This is a genomic window from Paraburkholderia caffeinilytica (assembly GCF_003368325.1).
Classification (GTDB): domain Bacteria; phylum Pseudomonadota; class Gammaproteobacteria; order Burkholderiales; family Burkholderiaceae; genus Paraburkholderia; species Paraburkholderia caffeinilytica.
The window spans coordinates 3,066,167-3,082,533 of sequence record NZ_CP031467.1; the positions used below are offsets into that span (position 1 = coordinate 3,066,167).

Annotated in this window: 15 protein-coding genes; 5 read left to right on the forward strand and 10 right to left on the reverse strand. The window is 63.1% G+C overall.

Features of this window, described 5'->3' with window-relative positions:
- Positions 1 to 32: 32 nt before the first annotated feature.
- Both DSC91_RS29970 and DSC91_RS29975 read right to left on the reverse strand, forming a co-directional pair.
- A complete protein-coding gene (locus DSC91_RS29970) occupies positions 33 to 359 on the reverse strand; it encodes a GIY-YIG nuclease family protein (RefSeq protein WP_115782175.1) in 327 nt (108 codons plus the stop codon).
- Between the two features lie 9 nt (positions 360 to 368).
- A complete protein-coding gene (locus DSC91_RS29975) occupies positions 369 to 1,538 on the reverse strand; it encodes a GNAT family N-acetyltransferase (RefSeq protein ID WP_115782176.1) in 1,170 nt (389 codons plus the stop codon).
- 133 nt (positions 1,539 to 1,671) lie between these two features.
- On the opposite strand from DSC91_RS29975, the gene DSC91_RS29980 reads away from it, so the two are divergent.
- Both DSC91_RS29980 and glnK read left to right on the forward strand, forming a co-directional pair.
- Positions 1,672 to 3,396 (forward strand): NAD+ synthase, encoded by a 1,725-nt coding sequence (locus DSC91_RS29980; RefSeq protein WP_115782177.1) that lies wholly within the window; start codon positions 1,672 to 1,674, stop codon positions 3,394 to 3,396.
- 137 nt (positions 3,397 to 3,533) lie between these two features.
- The gene (gene glnK, locus DSC91_RS29985) at positions 3,534 to 3,872 is read left to right on the forward strand and encodes a P-II family nitrogen regulator (RefSeq protein WP_006048444.1); all 339 of its coding nucleotides are present in this window, start codon (positions 3,534 to 3,536) and stop codon (positions 3,870 to 3,872) included.
- A 266-nt stretch (positions 3,873 to 4,138) separates the two neighbouring features.
- On the opposite strand, the gene DSC91_RS29990 is transcribed toward glnK, so the two are convergent.
- From DSC91_RS29990 to DSC91_RS30010, 5 genes are all read right to left on the reverse strand, one after another.
- A complete protein-coding gene (locus tag DSC91_RS29990; protein ID WP_115782178.1) occupies positions 4,139 to 5,290 on the reverse strand; it encodes a porin in 1,152 nt (383 codons plus the stop codon).
- 592 nt (positions 5,291 to 5,882) lie between these two features.
- A complete protein-coding gene (locus DSC91_RS29995; protein ID WP_115782179.1) occupies positions 5,883 to 6,662 on the reverse strand; it encodes an ABC transporter ATP-binding protein in 780 nt (259 codons plus the stop codon).
- Positions 6,663 to 6,716: 54 nt separating this feature from the next.
- Positions 6,717 to 7,430, reverse strand: coding sequence for an ABC transporter permease (locus DSC91_RS30000; RefSeq protein WP_115782180.1), 714 nt, complete (start codon positions 7,428 to 7,430; stop codon positions 6,717 to 6,719).
- Positions 7,427 to 8,116: an ABC transporter permease gene (locus DSC91_RS30005; RefSeq protein WP_115782181.1), complete on the reverse strand. Its 690-nt coding sequence runs from the start codon at positions 8,114 to 8,116 to the stop codon at positions 7,427 to 7,429. Before DSC91_RS30005 ends, DSC91_RS30000 begins: the two co-directional genes overlap by 4 nt.
- Before the next feature lie 290 nt (positions 8,117 to 8,406).
- Positions 8,407 to 9,183 carry an ABC transporter substrate-binding protein gene (locus DSC91_RS30010; protein WP_115782182.1) on the reverse strand — a complete coding sequence of 259 codons (777 nt, stop codon included), beginning with the start codon at positions 9,181 to 9,183 and terminating at the stop codon, positions 8,407 to 8,409.
- A 496-nt stretch (positions 9,184 to 9,679) separates the two neighbouring features.
- Here DSC91_RS30010 and DSC91_RS30015 point away from each other — a divergent pair, with 496 nt between their 5' ends.
- Entirely contained in the window at positions 9,680 to 10,390 is a 711-nt protein-coding gene (locus DSC91_RS30015) for a pirin family protein (RefSeq protein ID WP_115782183.1), read from the forward strand.
- A 219-nt stretch (positions 10,391 to 10,609) separates the two neighbouring features.
- Here the strand turns inward: DSC91_RS30015 and DSC91_RS30020 are convergent, their stop codons facing one another.
- Positions 10,610 to 11,137, reverse strand: a complete 528-nt coding sequence (locus DSC91_RS30020; RefSeq protein WP_115782184.1) for a Spy/CpxP family protein refolding chaperone — start codon at positions 11,135 to 11,137, stop codon at positions 10,610 to 10,612.
- 219 nt (positions 11,138 to 11,356) lie between these two features.
- On the opposite strand from DSC91_RS30020, the gene DSC91_RS30025 reads away from it, so the two are divergent.
- Positions 11,357 to 12,082: a response regulator gene (locus DSC91_RS30025; protein WP_054035058.1), complete on the forward strand. Its 726-nt coding sequence runs from the start codon at positions 11,357 to 11,359 to the stop codon at positions 12,080 to 12,082.
- Complete coding sequence (locus DSC91_RS30030) at positions 12,066 to 13,385, forward strand: ATP-binding protein (RefSeq protein WP_115782185.1); 1,320 nt, start codon at positions 12,066 to 12,068, stop codon at positions 13,383 to 13,385. Before DSC91_RS30025 ends, DSC91_RS30030 begins: the two co-directional genes overlap by 17 nt.
- A gap of 148 nt (positions 13,386 to 13,533) precedes the next feature.
- Here DSC91_RS30030 and DSC91_RS30035 read toward each other — a convergent pair whose 3' ends face one another.
- Entirely contained in the window at positions 13,534 to 13,800 is a 267-nt protein-coding gene (locus DSC91_RS30035; protein ID WP_115782186.1) for a hypothetical protein, read from the reverse strand.
- A gap of 179 nt (positions 13,801 to 13,979) precedes the next feature.
- Positions 13,980 to 15,671, reverse strand: coding sequence for a sensor domain-containing diguanylate cyclase (locus tag DSC91_RS30040; RefSeq protein WP_115782187.1), 1,692 nt, complete (start codon positions 15,669 to 15,671; stop codon positions 13,980 to 13,982).
- Positions 15,672 to 16,367 lie beyond the last annotated feature (696 nt).

A 16,367-nucleotide genomic window follows, 5' to 3' on the forward strand; every position in this document is an offset into this window, starting at 1 on the left:
GCTTTATAGGCCGCGCCATTGCGGTCATGCCGTCAGGTGTTGCTGGCTTCGTCTTCAGTTTCGTCGACGGCCGCCGGCTCGGGTACGGGCTCAGGCAGCACCGATTCAAGCGTACGAAGCCCCGCCGCCAGCGCCCGCTTTTCAGCGGGCAATAGCCGCTTGACCCAATACTCCGCGCGCGAAGCACTAGACCTGTCCGCCAACTCAAACGACACCAGCACTCGCACCGGCTTACGCGAACGCGTGTAACGCGCACCCATGCCGCTCGCATGCTTGTCGAAGCGCGCCTGGACGTCGGTGGCAATGCCGGTGTAGACGCTGCCGTCCGAGCATTCGAGCAGATACAGAAACCACGCCATGGGTATGCTTCAGCCTTTGAACGGATTGTGTTCGCGCAGCTCGTCCACATACGCGTGGATGCTGTTCTTTTCGTTGTCGAGGAAGTGGCCGACCGCATCGGCGAAGGCCGGATGCGCGAGCCAATGCGCCGAGCGCGTCACGGTCGGCAAAAACCCACGCGCCATCTTGTGCTCGCCCTGGGCGCCGCCTTCGAACGCACCGAGCTTTTCTTCGATGCAGAATTCGAGCGGCTGATAGTAAGCCGTTTCGAAGTGCAGGCAGGGCACGTGTTCCAACGCACCCCAGTAGCGGCCATAGAGCGTGCCGCCGGTTTTCCCGTCGCGCTGGTAGACCACGAGCGAGCTGGCGATCGGCTTGCCTTCGTATTCGGCGATCACCAGCAGCAGATTTTCCGGCATCGAGGCGCCGATCGTGCGGAAGAAATCGAGGTTCAGATACGGACTCGAAAAGTGCTCGCGGTAGGTTTGCCGATAGCACTTGCTGAAGAATCGCCAGTCGGCGTCCCGGATATCCTCGCCGCGAATCCGGCGCATCGTCACGCCGGCTTCCTGAACCTTGCGACGCTCCGCGCGGATGTTCTTGCGCTTCTTCTGTTCGAGCGTGGAGAGGAAATCGTCGAAGTCGCGATAGCCGTCGTTCAACCAGTGGAATTGCACGCCTTCGCGCTGCATCATGCCCATGTCGGTCAGCGCAGCGCCTTCCGTTTCGGTCGGAAACAGCACATGCAGCGACGATACGTCGGCTTGCTCGGCAAACGCCATCAACGTCGCGGCCAGATGCCGGAGCGCATGCGTATCCGCCGATAACAGCCGGTTGCCCTGCACCGGTGTGAACGGCACCGCGCACAGCAGCTTCGGGTAGTACGGCAGACCGTTGCGTTTGTACGCATCGGCCCAGGCCCAATCGAAGACGTACTCGCCGTACGAGTGCCCCTTCAGATACACGGGCGCGGCCGCCACGAGCTTGCCGGTGCGTGGGTCGGCGAGCGTGACGAATTGCGGCGCCCAGCCGGTATCGGCGACCGCGCATTGGGTCGCGTGCAGCGCGCTCAAGAACTCGTGCCGCAGAAACGGCGTGGGTTGCGCTTGCCGGGCGAGGAGGGCGTTCCATTCCGCGGCGTCGACCTCGGAGGGCGACGCCAGAATGCCCGTGCGATAATCAAAGCGTTCCTGGTTCAATCTGTGTGACTGTTCCCAATGAGCGACGCCAGGCGTGATGCGAAGCGTCGTTCGTTTATCCGATTTGTCCGTTGCCGTCGAGCTAACCAGCCGCGGTACTCGTAAGCCGTCTGGCTTGCCTGTCGATCCTGCCATGAAGACCCGAATCGCTCTTGCTCAAATCAATGTCACCGTCGGCGACTTCGCCGGCAATGTCGCGAAGATTGTCGCTGCCGCGCGGGCCGCGCACAACGATGGTGCGAAGCTGCTGATCGCGCCCGAACTCGCGCTCTCCGGCTATCCACCCGAAGATCTGCTGCTGCGTCCCGCGTTCTACGCCGCGAGCGCGGCGGCGCTTGCCGATCTGGCCGCGCAGCTGAAGCCCTTCGCCGGCTTGCATGTGGTCGTCGGCCATCCGCTGCGTGACGTGACACATGCGGTGGCACACGCGGCGACGCACGTCGCGGCGCACGGCCATGGTAATGCAAACGCGCCGATCGAGCGCGGTGTCCCGCCGGTCGACACCTTCAACGCCGCCTCGCTGATCGTGGACGGGGAAGTGGCCGGCACCTATCGCAAGCAGGATTTGCCGAATACGGAGGTGTTCGATGAGAAGCGCTACTTCGCTTCCGACCCGAAGCCGTTCGTGTTCGAACTGGACGGCGTGAAGTATGGCGTGGTGATTTGCGAGGACGCATGGCATGCGTCGGCCGCGCAAATGGCGAAGGCGGCAGGCGCGCAAGTGCTGCTGATTCCGAACGGTTCGCCGTATCACCTGAACAAGGAAGCGGTGCGCTTCGACATTCTGCGGGCGCGGATTCGCGAGACCGGCTTGCCCATGGTCTACGTGAACATGGTCGGCGCGCAGGACGAACTGGTGTTCGACGGCGGCTCGTTCGTGCTCGATGAACAGGGCGAGCTGGTCGCGAAGATGGCGCAGTTCGAGGAAGGCAACGCGATTGTCGAGTTCGACAACGGCAAGCCGGTGCCCGCGGCGATCGCGCCGGAGCTCTCGCTCGAGGCGCAGGTGTACGCCGCGCTCGTGATGGGCGTGCGCGACTACATCAACAAGAACGGTTTCCCGGGCGCGCTGATCGGTTTGTCGGGCGGCGTGGATTCGGCGCTGGTGCTGGCCGTCGCGTGCGACGCGCTGGGCGCGGATCGCGTGCGCGCGGTGATGATGCCGTCGCGCTACACCGCGGACATTTCAACCACCGACGCCGCCGAGATGGCGCGCCGGGTCGGCGTACGCTACGACGAAATCGCGATCGCGCCGATGTTCGACGCGTTCCGCGGCTCGCTCGCCGAGGAATTCGCAGGCCGCGCCGAAGACGCCACCGAAGAAAACATTCAGGCGCGCATTCGCGGCACCTTGCTGATGGCGCTGTCGAACAAGTTCGGCTCGATCGTGCTGACCACCGGCAACAAGAGCGAGATGGCGGTGGGCTACTGCACCTTGTACGGCGACATGGCCGGCGGCTTCGCGGTGATCAAGGACATCGCCAAGACGCTGGTCTACAAGCTGTGCCACTACCGCAATCAGGCCACGACGTTCAGCAGGCAGAACGTGATCCCCGAGCGGATTCTGACGCGCGCGCCGTCGGCGGAACTGCGCGAGAACCAGACCGATCAGGACAGCTTGCCGCCGTACGAAGTGCTCGATGCGATCATGCGCATGTACATGGAAGAGGACCGCTCGCTTGCCGAGATCATCGCGGCGGGCTACGCGGTCGACGACGTTAAGCGCGTCACGCGCCTCATCAAGATCAACGAGTACAAACGCCGGCAGGCACCGATCGGCATTCGCGTCACGCATCGGGCGTTCGGCCGCGACTGGCGTTATCCGATTACGTCGCGCTATACCGAGCCGGTGGAGTGAACGTCAGCCGGACGGCTGCGGACTTACCCGATAGCAGGCCAGAAGCGCGTGCCGGATTGCCGCAACGCATCCGGCGCGGCGTAGAATAAAAATCATCCATTCCCCTTCAACCTTCCAATCACGAGATGAGGTCCGCCATGAAGCGCATCACTGCAGTCATCAAACCGTTCAAACTCGACGAAGTGCGCGAGGCGCTCGCTGAAGTCGGCCTCACGGGGTTGACCGTGACTGAAGTCAAAGGCTTCGGTCGGCAAAAAGGCCACACCGAGCTCTATCGTGGTGCAGAGTACGTGGTCGACTTTCTGCCGAAAGTGAAGATCGAAGTGGTGGTCGCGGACAACCAGTGCGATCAGGTGATCGATGCGATCATCGGTGCGGCGCGCACCGGCAAGATCGGCGACGGCAAGATTTTCGTCGCGGACGTGGAGCGTGTGATCCGGATTCGCACGGGTGAGGAGAACGAAGCGGCGGTTTGAGCGGTTCGACTCGCACGGTTAAAGCGCAGAGTTAAAGCGCCGGTATTGGCATCCATCGCACGCACGCACCGATCAGGTGCGTCGAGGCAGTGGCAAAACCGTGCGCGCAAATAAAAAACGGTGCGATACCCTTTCGGACATCGCACCGATACGCGCCTCTCGCAGCAGCGTGAAAAAGATTCGCTTGAAGAAATCCTGACTACACCCCGAAGGAAGTCTCTTCCGGGGGCGCCCCAAAGGAAGTTCCCTTGGGGCACACCGTTCGATTAGAACGAGTGTTGAATACCTGCGTACACGCCGGTTTGGCTATGACCCGGCAGCGGGTTGTCCGTGCCGACTGCCGTACCCGAGTTATTCGCATTCAGGCCGTAGTTAGCCGTCTTGCTGTTTCGTGCCGTAGCAATCTGGATATCCAGCAGCGTGCGCTTGGACAGGTTGTACGAGCCGCCGACCGTGTAGATCGTCGCATTGCCTGCGCCATTGTTGCCGTTGACGTGATAGACCGCTGCGATCAGCGCCGCAGCCGGCGTTGCTTGCCAAGTCACACCGCCCCATTCGTGATCGAGGGTAGTAGGCTGCCCCGGGAGAACGCCCGTTGCGCCGGCCGAACGGATAGCCTGGTAAGCGGCCTGAACCTTGAACTGACCGAGGAACACGTTCACGAGAGCCGAGTATTCGCGCGATGCCGCGAACACGCCGGTTGAGATGTTGGCCGTATTGACGGCAGTGCCGGTCGGGCCGTACAGGCCGCCGTTAGCCGGGTTGCGGATTTCGTCGTACAGGCCGCGAATCTGGAACAGCGAGGTCGTGTAAGTGACTTGTGCGCCGGCTTCGCGACCTTGAGTGGTCGTGCCGTTACCGTTCCAGCTCGTTGCGTTCGACAGGGCGTATTGACCGTAGAAGTCAAAGCCTGCGATCTTCGGCGACTGGTACGCGAAGTTGTTGCTCGACTGCGGCCAGTTGCGGCCACGCACCAGCGATGCCGACGACCAGCTCGATTGACCGAACGGGTCGAAGTCCCACACGCCGTTCGAGATATAGAGCATGCGGCCCATCGTGAACGTACCGTACTGGTCGTTCGACACGCCGACAGTTGCCCAACGATTGAAGAGACCGCCGCCGCCAGGGCCTGCACCCGTCATGGTGTTGAAGGAGCCTTCCAACTGGAACAGAACCTTGTTGCCGCCGCCGATGTCCTCAACGCCCTTCATACCCCACAGGCTCGTACCCCAGTCGCCGCTTTCCGCGCGGAAACGATTCGTGCTGCCCGTTGCCTGGCCGTTTGCACCCGTGCCTTGCGGAACGCCCGTCATGTACTCAATGCCAGCGTCAAGGCGGCCGTACAGCGTCACGCTGCTTTGGGCGTGCGCAACTACACCGGCTGTCATCAGCGCAGCGGCGAGCAATGCTTTCTTCATCTTCTCCTCCATACCCTGTCAAAAAGTGAAACCCAGTACTGCGAATGGTGTTCGGACGCAAGCGCGCCGAACAGAAATCGGTACCAGGGAGATTAGCGGGTGGATTGGGTCTCCTGCCGTGACGGATAGCCTCAGCGGGCCATTCTTCGCGCCATGCCGATCCCTCGCCGACCGGTTCTCCTCTGTTGCTTTGAAGTGAAACTACTTTTAATGAACTTTGTTTTGCTACTTTGGTTACTAATTTATCAAAAATACCCCAGGGTGGGAGAAGAAATTAGTACCGGCTTGGGCCGGTGTCTCCAAATTGCAATACGAATATGCACAGGGAAGCGTTGCAGCGTCCCCAAAAAGACGGGAAACCCTTATGCCGCAAGGGAATCACGGATTGAGGCGAGCAACGTTAAGGATTGCCACTATTGACGCCTAAGATGCGGCAGAGTAGGGCGGAAAGAGGGTGGTTCGGGCCCGCTTTGGGGCCATTTTCGAGGCCAAAACGGCCGGAATGCACAGGTGAGCGAAGTAAAAAAGGCGCTAGTAAGCGCCTTGTAATACTACTTTGACTACAGCCCAAATAGCGGGCTGGTCGACAGTGTCATTTGAGGCTGCCGGAGAGGAACTGCTTGAGCCGTTCGCTCTTTGTGTTCCGGAAGACTTCGTCCGGATGGCCTTCTTCTTCGACGCGGCCTTGATGCAGGAACATCACGTGATTCGACACGTTGCGCGCGAACGCCATTTCGTGGGTGACGACGATCATCGTGCGGCCTTCTTCGGCGAGCGTCTGCATGACCTTGAGCACTTCGCCGACCAGCTCGGGATCGAGCGCGGAAGTCGGCTCGTCGAACAGCATCACGTCCGGATGCATGGCCAGCGCGCGCGCGATCGCGACGCGTTGCTGCTGACCGCCCGACAGATGCGAGGGATACTGCTTCTCGAGACGAGGTGCGAGGCCGACTTTCTCCAGATACTCGCGTGCCCGTTCTTCGGCTTCCTTGCGCTTCAGACCCAGCACGTTGACCGGTGCCTCGATGATGTTCTCGAGCACGTTCATGTGCGCCCACAGATTGAAGTGCTGGAACACCATCGACAGCTTGGTGCGTACGCGCTGCAACTGCTTCGGATCGGACACGCGCAGCGCGCCGGCCTTGCCGATCTGCGTGCGGACTTCTTCACCGTCCACGAAGATGCGCCCGGCGTTCGGCTGTTCGAGGAAATTGATGCAGCGGAGCATCGTGCTCTTGCCCGAGCCGGACGAGCCGATCACGCTGATCACGTCGCCGGCGTTGGCCTTCAGCGACACGCCCTTGAGGACTTCGTTGTCGCCGTACTGTTTGTGAAGCTCGTCGACGAAGAGCTTTTGCTTCCTGGTGTTCATCGGGGTCCTTGGCGGGCTTACTTGCTTGGGGGCGTAGCGCCCATCCTGTCTTGTTTACTTGCCTTGCGGCCGCAGGTAAGCGAGCCAGCGGCGCTCGGCGCGGCGGAACAGCCACACGAGCGCAAAAGAAATGCACAGATAGAGCAGGGCGGCGAGGCCGAACGCATTGAACGACTGATACGTGGCCGAGTTCACGTCGCGGGCGATCTTGAGAATGTCCGGCACGGTCGCGGTGAACGCGACGGTGGTGGCGTGCAGCATCAGGATCACTTCATTGCTGTAGTACGGCAACGCGCGGCGCAGCGCCGACGGCAGAATCACCCGTCGGTACAGCGTGAACGACGACATGCCATACGCGCGCGCCGCCTCGATCTCGCCATACGGCGTGGCCTTGATCGCGCCCGCGAAAATCTCGGTGGTGTACGCGCAGGTGTTCAGCGTGAAGGCGAGCAGCGTGCAGTGCATGCCGTCGCGAAAGAACGCGTTGGTCAGCTCGTGGTTGCGGATGATTTCGAGACTGTACAGGCCGGTGTAGCACAGCAGCAGCTGCACGTAGAGCGGCGTGCCGCGGAAGATGTACGTATACAGCCATACCAGGCCGGCGAGCCATTTCTTCTTCGACACGCGCGCGACCGCGAGGGGGATCGACAGGCAGAAGCCGAGTCCGATCGACACCACCAGCAGCCACAGCGTGATCACGACGCCGGTGAGGCGGTAGCCGTCGGTATACAGATAGTTGCGCCAGTATTCCTGAATGATCTCGATCATAGATCCGCCTTTCGCACGCCGGTCGAGTAACGCTTTTCGAGGTACATCAGCACGAAGTTGGACACTGTGGTGATGACGAGATAGATCGCCCCTGCGAACAGGGTGAAGAAGAAGAACCGCAATGTGCCCTTGCCGGCATCCTGCGAGGCCTTGACGACATCTGCGAGACCGATGATCGACACCAGCGCCGTGGCTTTGACCATCACCTGCCAGTTATTGCCGATGCCAGGCAGCGCGAAGCGCATCATCTGCGGGAACATGATCCGCGAGAACACCTGCCAGCCGGTCATGCCGTAGGCCGCGCCCGCTTCGAGCTGGCCGCGCGGCACCGCGAGGAACGCGCCGCGGAAAGTCTCGGTGAAGTACGCGCCGTAGATGAAACCCAGCACCGCGACGCCGGCCACGAATGGGTCGATGTCGATCTGGTCCCAGCCGAGCAGGTCGGTCAGGTTATTCAGCCAGATCTGGATGCTGTAGAACAGCAGCAGCATCAGCACCAGGTCCGGCACGCCGCGCACGAGCGTCGTGTAGACGGTGCCGGCACCATACGAGAAACGGTTTTTCGACAGTTTCGCCGCCGCGCCGAGCAGGCCCAGCACGAAAGCGAACGCCAGCGACAACACCGCCAGTTTGACGGTTTGCCAGGTGCCGTTGAGAAGCAGCGGGCCGTAGCCTTGAAGGAACATAGGGGGTCCTTGACGATGCGTTCGTGACGCACCGCGAAAGACGCGGCCAGCTCTGCACCGCGTTTGCCGCGAGCCTGGACTCGCCGTTTCCCGCGGCGCACAGCGCACCGCTGTGCAAATCATGACTGCAGGGCCGTTGCCGGTCTTGCAGCGCGCTTTTCGACTCTCGTCGTGAATCGGGGTTGAAGCTGCATCTGAAACTGCTGTTCAAGCTGCTTTTGAATCTCTTGCGACTGTATTACGAAGCCTCGGGAAAGCCCATGCGGGCGAGCCCCGAGTGAGTCACCCACTCAATGGCCAGGATTGATGTCGACGTCGAAGTACTGTTTTTCGAGCTTCCTGAACGTGCCGTCCTGGCGCACTTGCGCCAACGCCTGGTTGAACATCGCCTTCAGCGCGGCGTCATCCTTGCGCAGGCCGATGGCCGTGCCTTCACCGATCGTCTTTGGGTCTTTCACTTCCGGGCCGGCCCAGGCGAAGCCTTTGCCGCGCGGCGTCTTCAGGAACCCGGCGTCGGCTTGCAATTCGTCCTGCAAGGCGGCGTCGAGGCGTCCCGAAGCAATGTCGGCGTAAACCTGATCCTGATTCTGGTAGGACACCACGGTCACGCCTTTGGGCTCCCAATACGCCTTGGCGTAGGTTTCCTGAGTCGAGCCCTGCTCGACGCCGACATGCTTGCCCTTCAGCGATGCAGCCGTGGGCAGCAGCGGCGAGCCGGCTTTGGCGATCATGCGGGCCGGCGCGTCGAACAGCGTGTCGGAGAAGTCGATCTGCTCGCGGCGTTTGTCCGTGACGGTCAGCGACGATACGATCGCATCGAACTTCTTGCCCTTCAATGCCGGGATGATCCCGTCCAGGTCCTGCTCGACCCACACGCACTTGACGTTCATTTTCGCGCACAGCGCTTTCGTCAAATCGACGTCGAAGCCGACGACCTGGCCGCTGGCCGCCTTCGATTCGAACGGCGGGTAGCTGGCGTCCACCCCGATGCGCACGGTTTTCCATTCTTTCGCCATCGCGCTGGTGGCCATGACGGCAAGCGCCACGCACAGTGCGGCCTTCTTCATGTTTCTCCTGGATCAAACTGATCGTCGTGGTGTGCCGATCTCGACGACCGCCGGCTTGTGGCCGGCCGTCGCTATTCTAGGCGGTCAAAATTGTTGCGCCGCGTGCGAGCGTCGCTTCGGACCCGCCGGCGCGCGTTCGGCGCACACGCGTCTCGAAAAGGGCGGTATTTTACCCGAACAGGGGCAGGGCGCCAGTGCGGGGCGGCGCCGTCTGCCGATGGGCGGGCACATGCGTTGTGCATGCGCGACGATGGCGGGCCGCGGGCTGGTAGGCTTGCGCGCAGTCATTTGCGTTGATGTTCGACAAGCCGGCGTCCGGATATCGGATGCCTGTCTGGCGAGACGGGCCTCCACGCCGACTACCCGCGGCCGGCGCCGGCCGCGCCGCGCGATTGCACGGATTTATGAAACGATCCGGTGCGGCGTTGCCCGTTGTTTAGCGCGCTTCGCGCCCATACATTCTGGGCATCGTTAATTGACTCACCGGGAGACCCTCATGATCGAGATTCGCCGTTCCGACGAACGTGGCCACGCCAACCACGGCTGGCTCGACTCGTATCACAGCTTTTCGTTTGCCGACTACCGCGATCCGCAACACGTGCATTTCGGCCCGCTGCGGGTGATCAACGAAGACCGCATCGCCGGCGGCCAGGGCTTTGGCACGCACGGCCATCGGGACATGGAAATCGTCACGTATGTGCTAGAAGGCGCGCTCGCGCACCGCGACAGCATGGGTAACGGCTCGACCATCCGTCCCGGCGACGTGCAGCGCATGAGTGCCGGCACAGGCGTGCAGCACAGCGAATTCAACGCATCGCAGGACGAATCGGCGCACCTCCTGCAGATCTGGGTGATTCCGAAACGCGCGGGCGATCAGCCTGGCTACGAAGAAAAACGCTTCGACGATGCCGACAAGCGTGGGCGTCTGCGTGTGATCGCCTCGCCCGACGGGCGCGACGGCTCGGTGACGATTCACGCGGATGCATCGATTTACGCGGCGCTGATCGATGGCGCGGAACAGGCCACGTTCGTGTTGCCGAAGGGCCGGCTCGCGTATGTACACGTGGCGCGAGGCGCGCTGACCGTGAATGGCGAAGCGCTCCAGGCCGGCGACGCCGCCAAGCTCAGCGAAACCGATACGGTGACGCTCGAAAAGGGCGAGCGCGCCGAAGTGCTGCTGTTCGATCTCGGCCCCCTCAACGGGTAAATGTGGGAAAGCGTGGATCAGTGCGGTAAAGGCCGACCACGGTGGCGCTCATTCATCGCCCGATGCTCGAGGGGTGCCGGTTGCAAGCGCAACGGACAACGGGCAACCCGGCTTGAAGCATGAGTTGCGCGCATACAGAAACGCCACGGAAGTTTTTCCGTGGCGTTTCTGCATTCGGACGACGGCCGCACCGGCCGCCTTCCGCCTACGTCGACCCGCTTACTGATTCGCAGCCGGCGCCGATGCTGCGTCCTTGTGATGCTCCCAGCGGTCGCGCATCTTTTCGTGACGCGCTTCCATCTTCGCAAAACGCTGCTTCAGCGCCGTGCTGACGGTGGTCTTCTGCTGGTCGTTCAAGCCGTTATAGAACTTGAGCCACGCGTCCGTGGTTTGCTGGCGCAGTTGCGCGTCTTTCTGCTCGACTTGCTGATGCGCGGTGGCCATGGCGTTCAGATCGAGAATCGGCTGTTGCTGCGCGGCCTTCATCTGGTTCTTGATCTGTTCGTGGTTGGCGTGCATGGCCTCATGGTTCTGTTTCATGGTGTCGAGCGCGGCTTGCCATTGTTTCTCCTGATCCGCGTTCAGCTTCAACTGATCGTGCAGTTGCGTCAGTTCCTTCATGAAGTGGCCATGCCAGCCGCCGGGGCCGCCGTGATCGGCGGGTTGTGCGGCATAGGCAGCGCCCGCGCCGATGGCGAGGGCAGTGGCGGCAACGGCGAGAACGCGCGACATTTTTTTGGTGGACATGTAAGACTCCCTGTAATGGAATAGCCGACAGTGCAACCGGTCATGTGGACGGCCTGCATTCGGTAAGACACAGCGTAGAGAACTGCGTCCGGCGCTGTGTTACGTGGCGCGATGCGGCTGTTACGGGTGATTACGTACGGCTTTCACCGTAACACCCGGTAACCCTTGCGGGCCGTCTGAAATCGAAAACCCTTCCTGCTGCGCGTTAAACTTCATCCCATGGCTACTCAAATACTGGTTGTCGACGACGACGTCGAATTGCGCGATCTGCTGCGCGACTATCTGGCCCGTCAGGGCATCGAAGTCTCGGTGCTGCACGACGCGGGCACGCTCGAGCGCAGGCTCGAACGCGAGCGTCCGGATCTGATCGTGCTCGATCTGATGATGCCCGGCGTAGACGGGCTGACTGCGCTGCGCAAGCTGCGCGCGTCGGGCGACGACATTCCCGTGATCATGCTGACCGCGCGTGCTGACGACGTCGACCGGATTGTCGGGCTGGAGCTCGGCGCGGACGACTATCTCGGCAAGCCGTTCAACCCGCGCGAGCTGTTGGCGCGCGTGCAGGCAGTGCTGCGGCGCCGCCGCACGCTGCCGTCGGCGGCGGCGCCGGAGCAGCGCGAACCGTTCAACTTCGGCCGCTTCACGCTGGACTTTCAGTCGCGCACGCTGCATCTCGAAGACAAGCCGCTCACGCTGTCGGGCAGCGAATTCGCGCTCCTGAAGATCTTCGTCAACCACCCCATGCGCACGCTCACGCGTGAGCGCCTGCTCGAACTGCTGCATGGCCCGGAATACGACGGCACCGACCGCGGCATCGACGTGCAGGTGTGGCGTTTGCGTCGCATTCTCGAAACCGACCCGTCCACGCCGCGCTTCATTCAAACGGTGCGCGGACGCGGCTACGTGTTCGTGCCGGATGGCGAACAGCATGCGCCGGCCCATTGATTCGCTGTTCGGGCGCCTCGCGCTGCTAGTCATTGCGGTGCTGCTGCTGTCGCATTTCGCGTGGTACGCGCTCATGCGGCTCGAGCGCAGCCAATTGCAAACACGCTACGCAGTCGAGGAAGCCACCTTCCTCGTCGACGCGGTGCGCCAGCACGTCGCCCGCACGCCGGACCAGCCTTTGCCGTCGCGCGTCAGGCTGGTCGACCCGTCGAGCGCCGACGTGCCGCCGGATAGCACCAACCTGCCGCCCCCGCTCGAACGCTTCATCGAGGACGTGCGCGATCGCATGCCCACTGGCACGCTCGTGCGGATCGGCCAGCCTGGCCGTCCGCCCACGCTATGGGTGCGCGCCACCACCGATCGAAGTTGGATCGTGGTGCCGGTGCAGCCTTTGCGCACGCCCCGTTCGCTCGACCGTACGGTGCTGTGGCTCGCAATTATCTTTTCGTTCGCGGTGATGGCCGCGCTCTTCGCCGCGTGGGCGCTGCAGCAGCCGTTGCGCTCGCTCGCCCAGGCGGTGGCGCGCTTCGGGCGCGGCTTGCCGGTGCCGCCGGTGCCCGAGCGCGGTCCGCGCGAGTTGCGGCAGCTGACGCACGGCTTTAACCAGATGGTTCAGGAAGTGGCGCGTACTGAACACGACCGGGCCGTCATGCTGGCCGGCGTCGCGCACGATCTGAAAACGCCGCTGGCACGCATGCGGCTGCGCGCCGAAATGATGGAAGAAGTGAAGATGCGCGACGGCGTGGTGCGCGACGTCGATTCGATGACGCATATCGTCGAACAGTTTCTGGTGTTCGCACACGACGGCGCCGATCGCAGCGAAGCCGTCGAAGTGGACGCGCAGTGCGAGCGCGTGGTCCGCAGTTATCGCGCGGTCGCGGCCGGTGCGCCCGCCGTGCAGACCGAACTCAACGCGGGGCCGGGTTTCCTGTTGCCCGCGGCGACGCTCGACCGGATCCTGTCGAATCTGTTGGACAATGCCCATGCCTACGGCGCGCCGCCGATCGTCGTCGCCACCGCGCGCACGGCGCAAGGCTTCACGCTTTCGGTGAGCGACAACGGCAGCGGTATCGCCGCGCAGGATCTGATCAATGCCAGCCGGCCGTTCGTCCGGCTCGACCCGGCACGTGGCGGCAACGGCCATAGCGGGCTGGGACTCGCGATCGTCGAGCGTCTGGTGCGGCGTGCGGGTGGGGCGTGGGAGATCGGCAACCACGGTGGCCGTGGCTTGCGGGTCTTGATGAGCTTTCCGTTCGAAGTGGTGCCGCGTGTCGCGGCGGCTTCGGAAAACGCCTGGAGTTGAGCGGGGCAAGGGCGGCAGGCGCCGGCCCCGCAGTGTCAGTGCCGGAACGCAATGTCCGGATGCAATGGTCGCAATGCAGTGCCGAATGCGGCGTCCGCAATGCAATGCCCGATGCGCTGTCTGGAATGCGCGCCCGGCAAACCTTGCGCTAGTCTGAAAACAGCGTGTTCAACGCATTCGCCGCATCACCGTCCACCGTACTCCACGTTACCGTTTCGGCTTCGAAGATGTAGTGTGTCGTGTATTTGCCGAGACGCGCGAGTATCTCTTCCTGAATCAGTTCCGGCGCGACCTCCAGCTTCAGGTACCACGCGGTCGACGACAAGCGCGTCTGGAACGCGCCATATTCGGCCAGCAGATGGTCGAACGCGTCAGCATCCTGATCGCGACAGACGATGACCAGATTTCCCTTCATGCGAATCTCCCGTTAGAGCGGTAGCGGCAACCTCTATGTCAGGGTCGATGATACCTGCTTCGTTACGGGAAGCCCGAGGCCGCGACTTGCTTTGCACTTGCTTTGTATTGACGGCTGCATGCAGCCGGGCGCGGACGGCGCAGCGGCCTGGACGGATTATCGGGTGCCCTCGGCTGGCGTCACCAGGCGTTGGCTACCGTTCGCGCGGGCGGCGCGGTGTCGTCGGGCGGAAGGGCTTCGGTGCGGTCGCGGCCGCCCGACTTTGCCGCGTAAAGCGCCATGTCGGCGCGGCTCATGATGCGCTCGGGCAGATCGTCGGACGAGAGTTCGGTGATGCCGATGCTCACGCTCAAACCCACCGAGGGCGGCAACTTCGGCGAAGGAATCGCCTTTAGACGCAGGCGCAAACGTTCGACGACTTCGCGGCCGCCGGCCAGGTCCGTGGTCGGCAGCAGCAAGCCGAACTCTTCGCCGCCCAGCCGGCCGATCGCATCGGTGCCGCGCAGCTCGGCCCGGCAGGTGTCGACGAAATGTTCGAGCGCGCGGTCGCCGGCGGCGTGGCCGAAGCGGTCGTTAATCTGCTTGAAATGGTCGAGGTCGGCGATCGCCATGCACAGCGGCTCGTTGCCCGCATGCGCGCGTTCGATCTCGTGGCGCAGCAGGTCGAGGAAGTAGCGCCTCGACAGCGCGCCTGTCAAGGCGTCGTGGCGCGCCTCGGCCGAGAGCAGCGTGTTGGCCGATTGCAATTGTTCCGCGAGGTCGCGCGTGGCGCGATGGTGGCGCCGCTCGCGCACGTACGACACCGTGATGACCCACGCGAGCGCGACGGTGCCGGCCAGCGTCAGAAACACCAGCAGATGGTCGCGCTTGTGATTGCGCAGCAGTTCGGGCCAGGCCGCGAGCGGATCGACCAGGTGCGCCGACAGTCCCGAGTTCAGGCCGCCGCGTGCCTGGTACAGCGACGGCGTTGGCTGCTCGCGCATGCCGAACAGCTGTTCGGCGACGCTTGCGGGCACCCAGGGCGCCTGTTCGCGCACCCGTGTGTCGACCTGGATCTGGACGTCGGGGAGGATGTCGCGGCGATAGATGGTCAGGCGCTCGGCGGCACTCATCTGCGTGGCGTGCGAGTTCGGCAGCGCGTGACCTTCGAGTGCGCTGTTGTGCGCCATGATGATGACGCCGTTTTCATCGGCGACGAAGGTGCCGGCATGCGCGACCCAGTGGCGCAGCCGCGCGATCCCTACCTTGGCCACCACCACGCCGACCAGCAGGCCGTCGGCATACACCGGCGCCGCGATGAAGATGCCCGGTTCGCCGCTCTGGCGGCCGACGCCGTAGGCTTCCGAAAACGCGCCAAGCAGGGCGTTCGTCAGGTAGCCGCGGGTGCGCATATCGGCGCCGACGAAGGAGTGCTCCGCCGCAAGCGGTCTGTTGACGGAGTTGCTCGACGCGACGCAGACGCCGTTGGCGTTGACGAGCCAGACCTGGTCGAGCCCGGAGAAGCCTTGCGCGTCGTGCAGGAAATCGCCCACGGCGAGCATGTGTGGGTCTTTCAGCAACGCGGCGCGCAGGGCGGGTTCCGCCGCTTCGCCGTTCGCGGCATAATTCTGGGATTGCGCCAGCGCGTGCTGGACCAGGTCCATTTCGGCCATGGTCGCGGGAATGGCGCGGGCCATGGCGAGGTCGCTGGCGATCACCTCCGCCATGTTGTCGACGATCGACGTGGACATCTGGCGCTGCGTGCGCAAAGCCGCGTCCAGCTCTTGCTGTACCATCCGGTCCGCGACCATGCCGGCCACGAACCAGCAAACGAGCACGATCAGCACGAAGCTGATCGGTCCGGTTGCCTGGCGCAAGGTTGTCCTGTTCATCGGCCCTCTGATTCGTCTGGCTGTGACATGCAAATAGCTCTTTTGTAGCAGCGCGATGGCGCTGTTTCGCCGGTGTGGGTGCCGCTGGCGGAGCGCCCTCGGTGTGCGCCGCGTTGTGGGCCGGCCTGACCGCGAAGCGGCGTGCCGTCTCTTGATTTTAACCGTCATGGGGCCTGACGCCACCGTTATTGCGGTAATGCGAAGTGCGTCCGCCTTGCCCATCAGGTTCTTAACGGCAGCGCGTCAGCTTTCTGAATGGCTGCGCGGGCTTTCCGGATGCTTGAAATCCGTTCGCGCCGCAATGCCGAGGGCTGGGGAAGTGGCCGGCGCGCGACGGTAGAGAGCTCGCCGCACACGCGTCACTGTCGTCGGTCGAAGGCCGTTGCCGGGAGGTTCGCCGCTATTTGCTGCTATTTGCGGCGAAAGGTTGTGCCTGAAACATAGGATGGTGTAGTGTCGTGCCGTCCAAAACAAGGAAAGCCCGCCAGCCTTCGGGCGGCGCCTGCGACGACAGGAGCCCGGCTTGACGGTAGCGGTCCCAGGCGGGCTTGCCCACGGACCGGTCCGTCGCCGGTCCACGTGTCTCTCCAACGCTAACGATTTACCGTGCACATGCGTTTTGCCATGCCTGATTTCCGTTTTCCGGACCGACTTTCAGACTGCCGCGCCGAAACCGCGGCCTCCTTCGTGCGTTTG

Bases quoted from the DNA above. Each gene is read 5' to 3' on its own strand.
- DSC91_RS29990 (WP_115782178.1), bottom strand. From the start codon at position 5,290: ATGAAGAAAGCATTGCTCGCCGCTGCGCTGATGACAGCCGGTGTAGTT.
- DSC91_RS30015 (WP_115782183.1), top strand. From the start codon at position 9,680: ATGATCGAGATTCGCCGTTCCGACGAACGTGGCCACGCCAACCACGGC.
- DSC91_RS29995 (WP_115782179.1), bottom strand. From the start codon at position 6,662: ATGAACACCAGGAAGCAAAAGCTCTTCGTCGACGAGCTTCACAAACAG.
- DSC91_RS30025 (WP_054035058.1), top strand. From the start codon at position 11,357: ATGGCTACTCAAATACTGGTTGTCGACGACGACGTCGAATTGCGCGAT.
- DSC91_RS30010 (WP_115782182.1), bottom strand. From the start codon at position 9,183: ATGAAGAAGGCCGCACTGTGCGTGGCGCTTGCCGTCATGGCCACCAGC.
- DSC91_RS30040 (WP_115782187.1), bottom strand. From the start codon at position 15,671: ATGAACAGGACAACCTTGCGCCAGGCAACCGGACCGATCAGCTTCGTG.
- DSC91_RS29980 (WP_115782177.1), top strand. From the start codon at position 1,672: ATGAAGACCCGAATCGCTCTTGCTCAAATCAATGTCACCGTCGGCGAC.
- DSC91_RS30020 (WP_115782184.1), bottom strand. From the start codon at position 11,137: ATGTCCACCAAAAAAATGTCGCGCGTTCTCGCCGTTGCCGCCACTGCC.
- DSC91_RS29970 (WP_115782175.1), bottom strand. From the start codon at position 359: ATGGCGTGGTTTCTGTATCTGCTCGAATGCTCGGACGGCAGCGTCTAC.
- DSC91_RS30000 (WP_115782180.1), bottom strand. From the start codon at position 7,430: ATGATCGAGATCATTCAGGAATACTGGCGCAACTATCTGTATACCGAC.
- glnK (WP_006048444.1), top strand. From the start codon at position 3,534: ATGAAGCGCATCACTGCAGTCATCAAACCGTTCAAACTCGACGAAGTG.
- DSC91_RS30035 (WP_115782186.1), bottom strand. From the start codon at position 13,800: ATGAAGGGAAATCTGGTCATCGTCTGTCGCGATCAGGATGCTGACGCG.
- DSC91_RS30005 (WP_115782181.1), bottom strand. From the start codon at position 8,116: ATGTTCCTTCAAGGCTACGGCCCGCTGCTTCTCAACGGCACCTGGCAA.
- DSC91_RS30030 (WP_115782185.1), top strand. From the start codon at position 12,066: ATGCGCCGGCCCATTGATTCGCTGTTCGGGCGCCTCGCGCTGCTAGTC.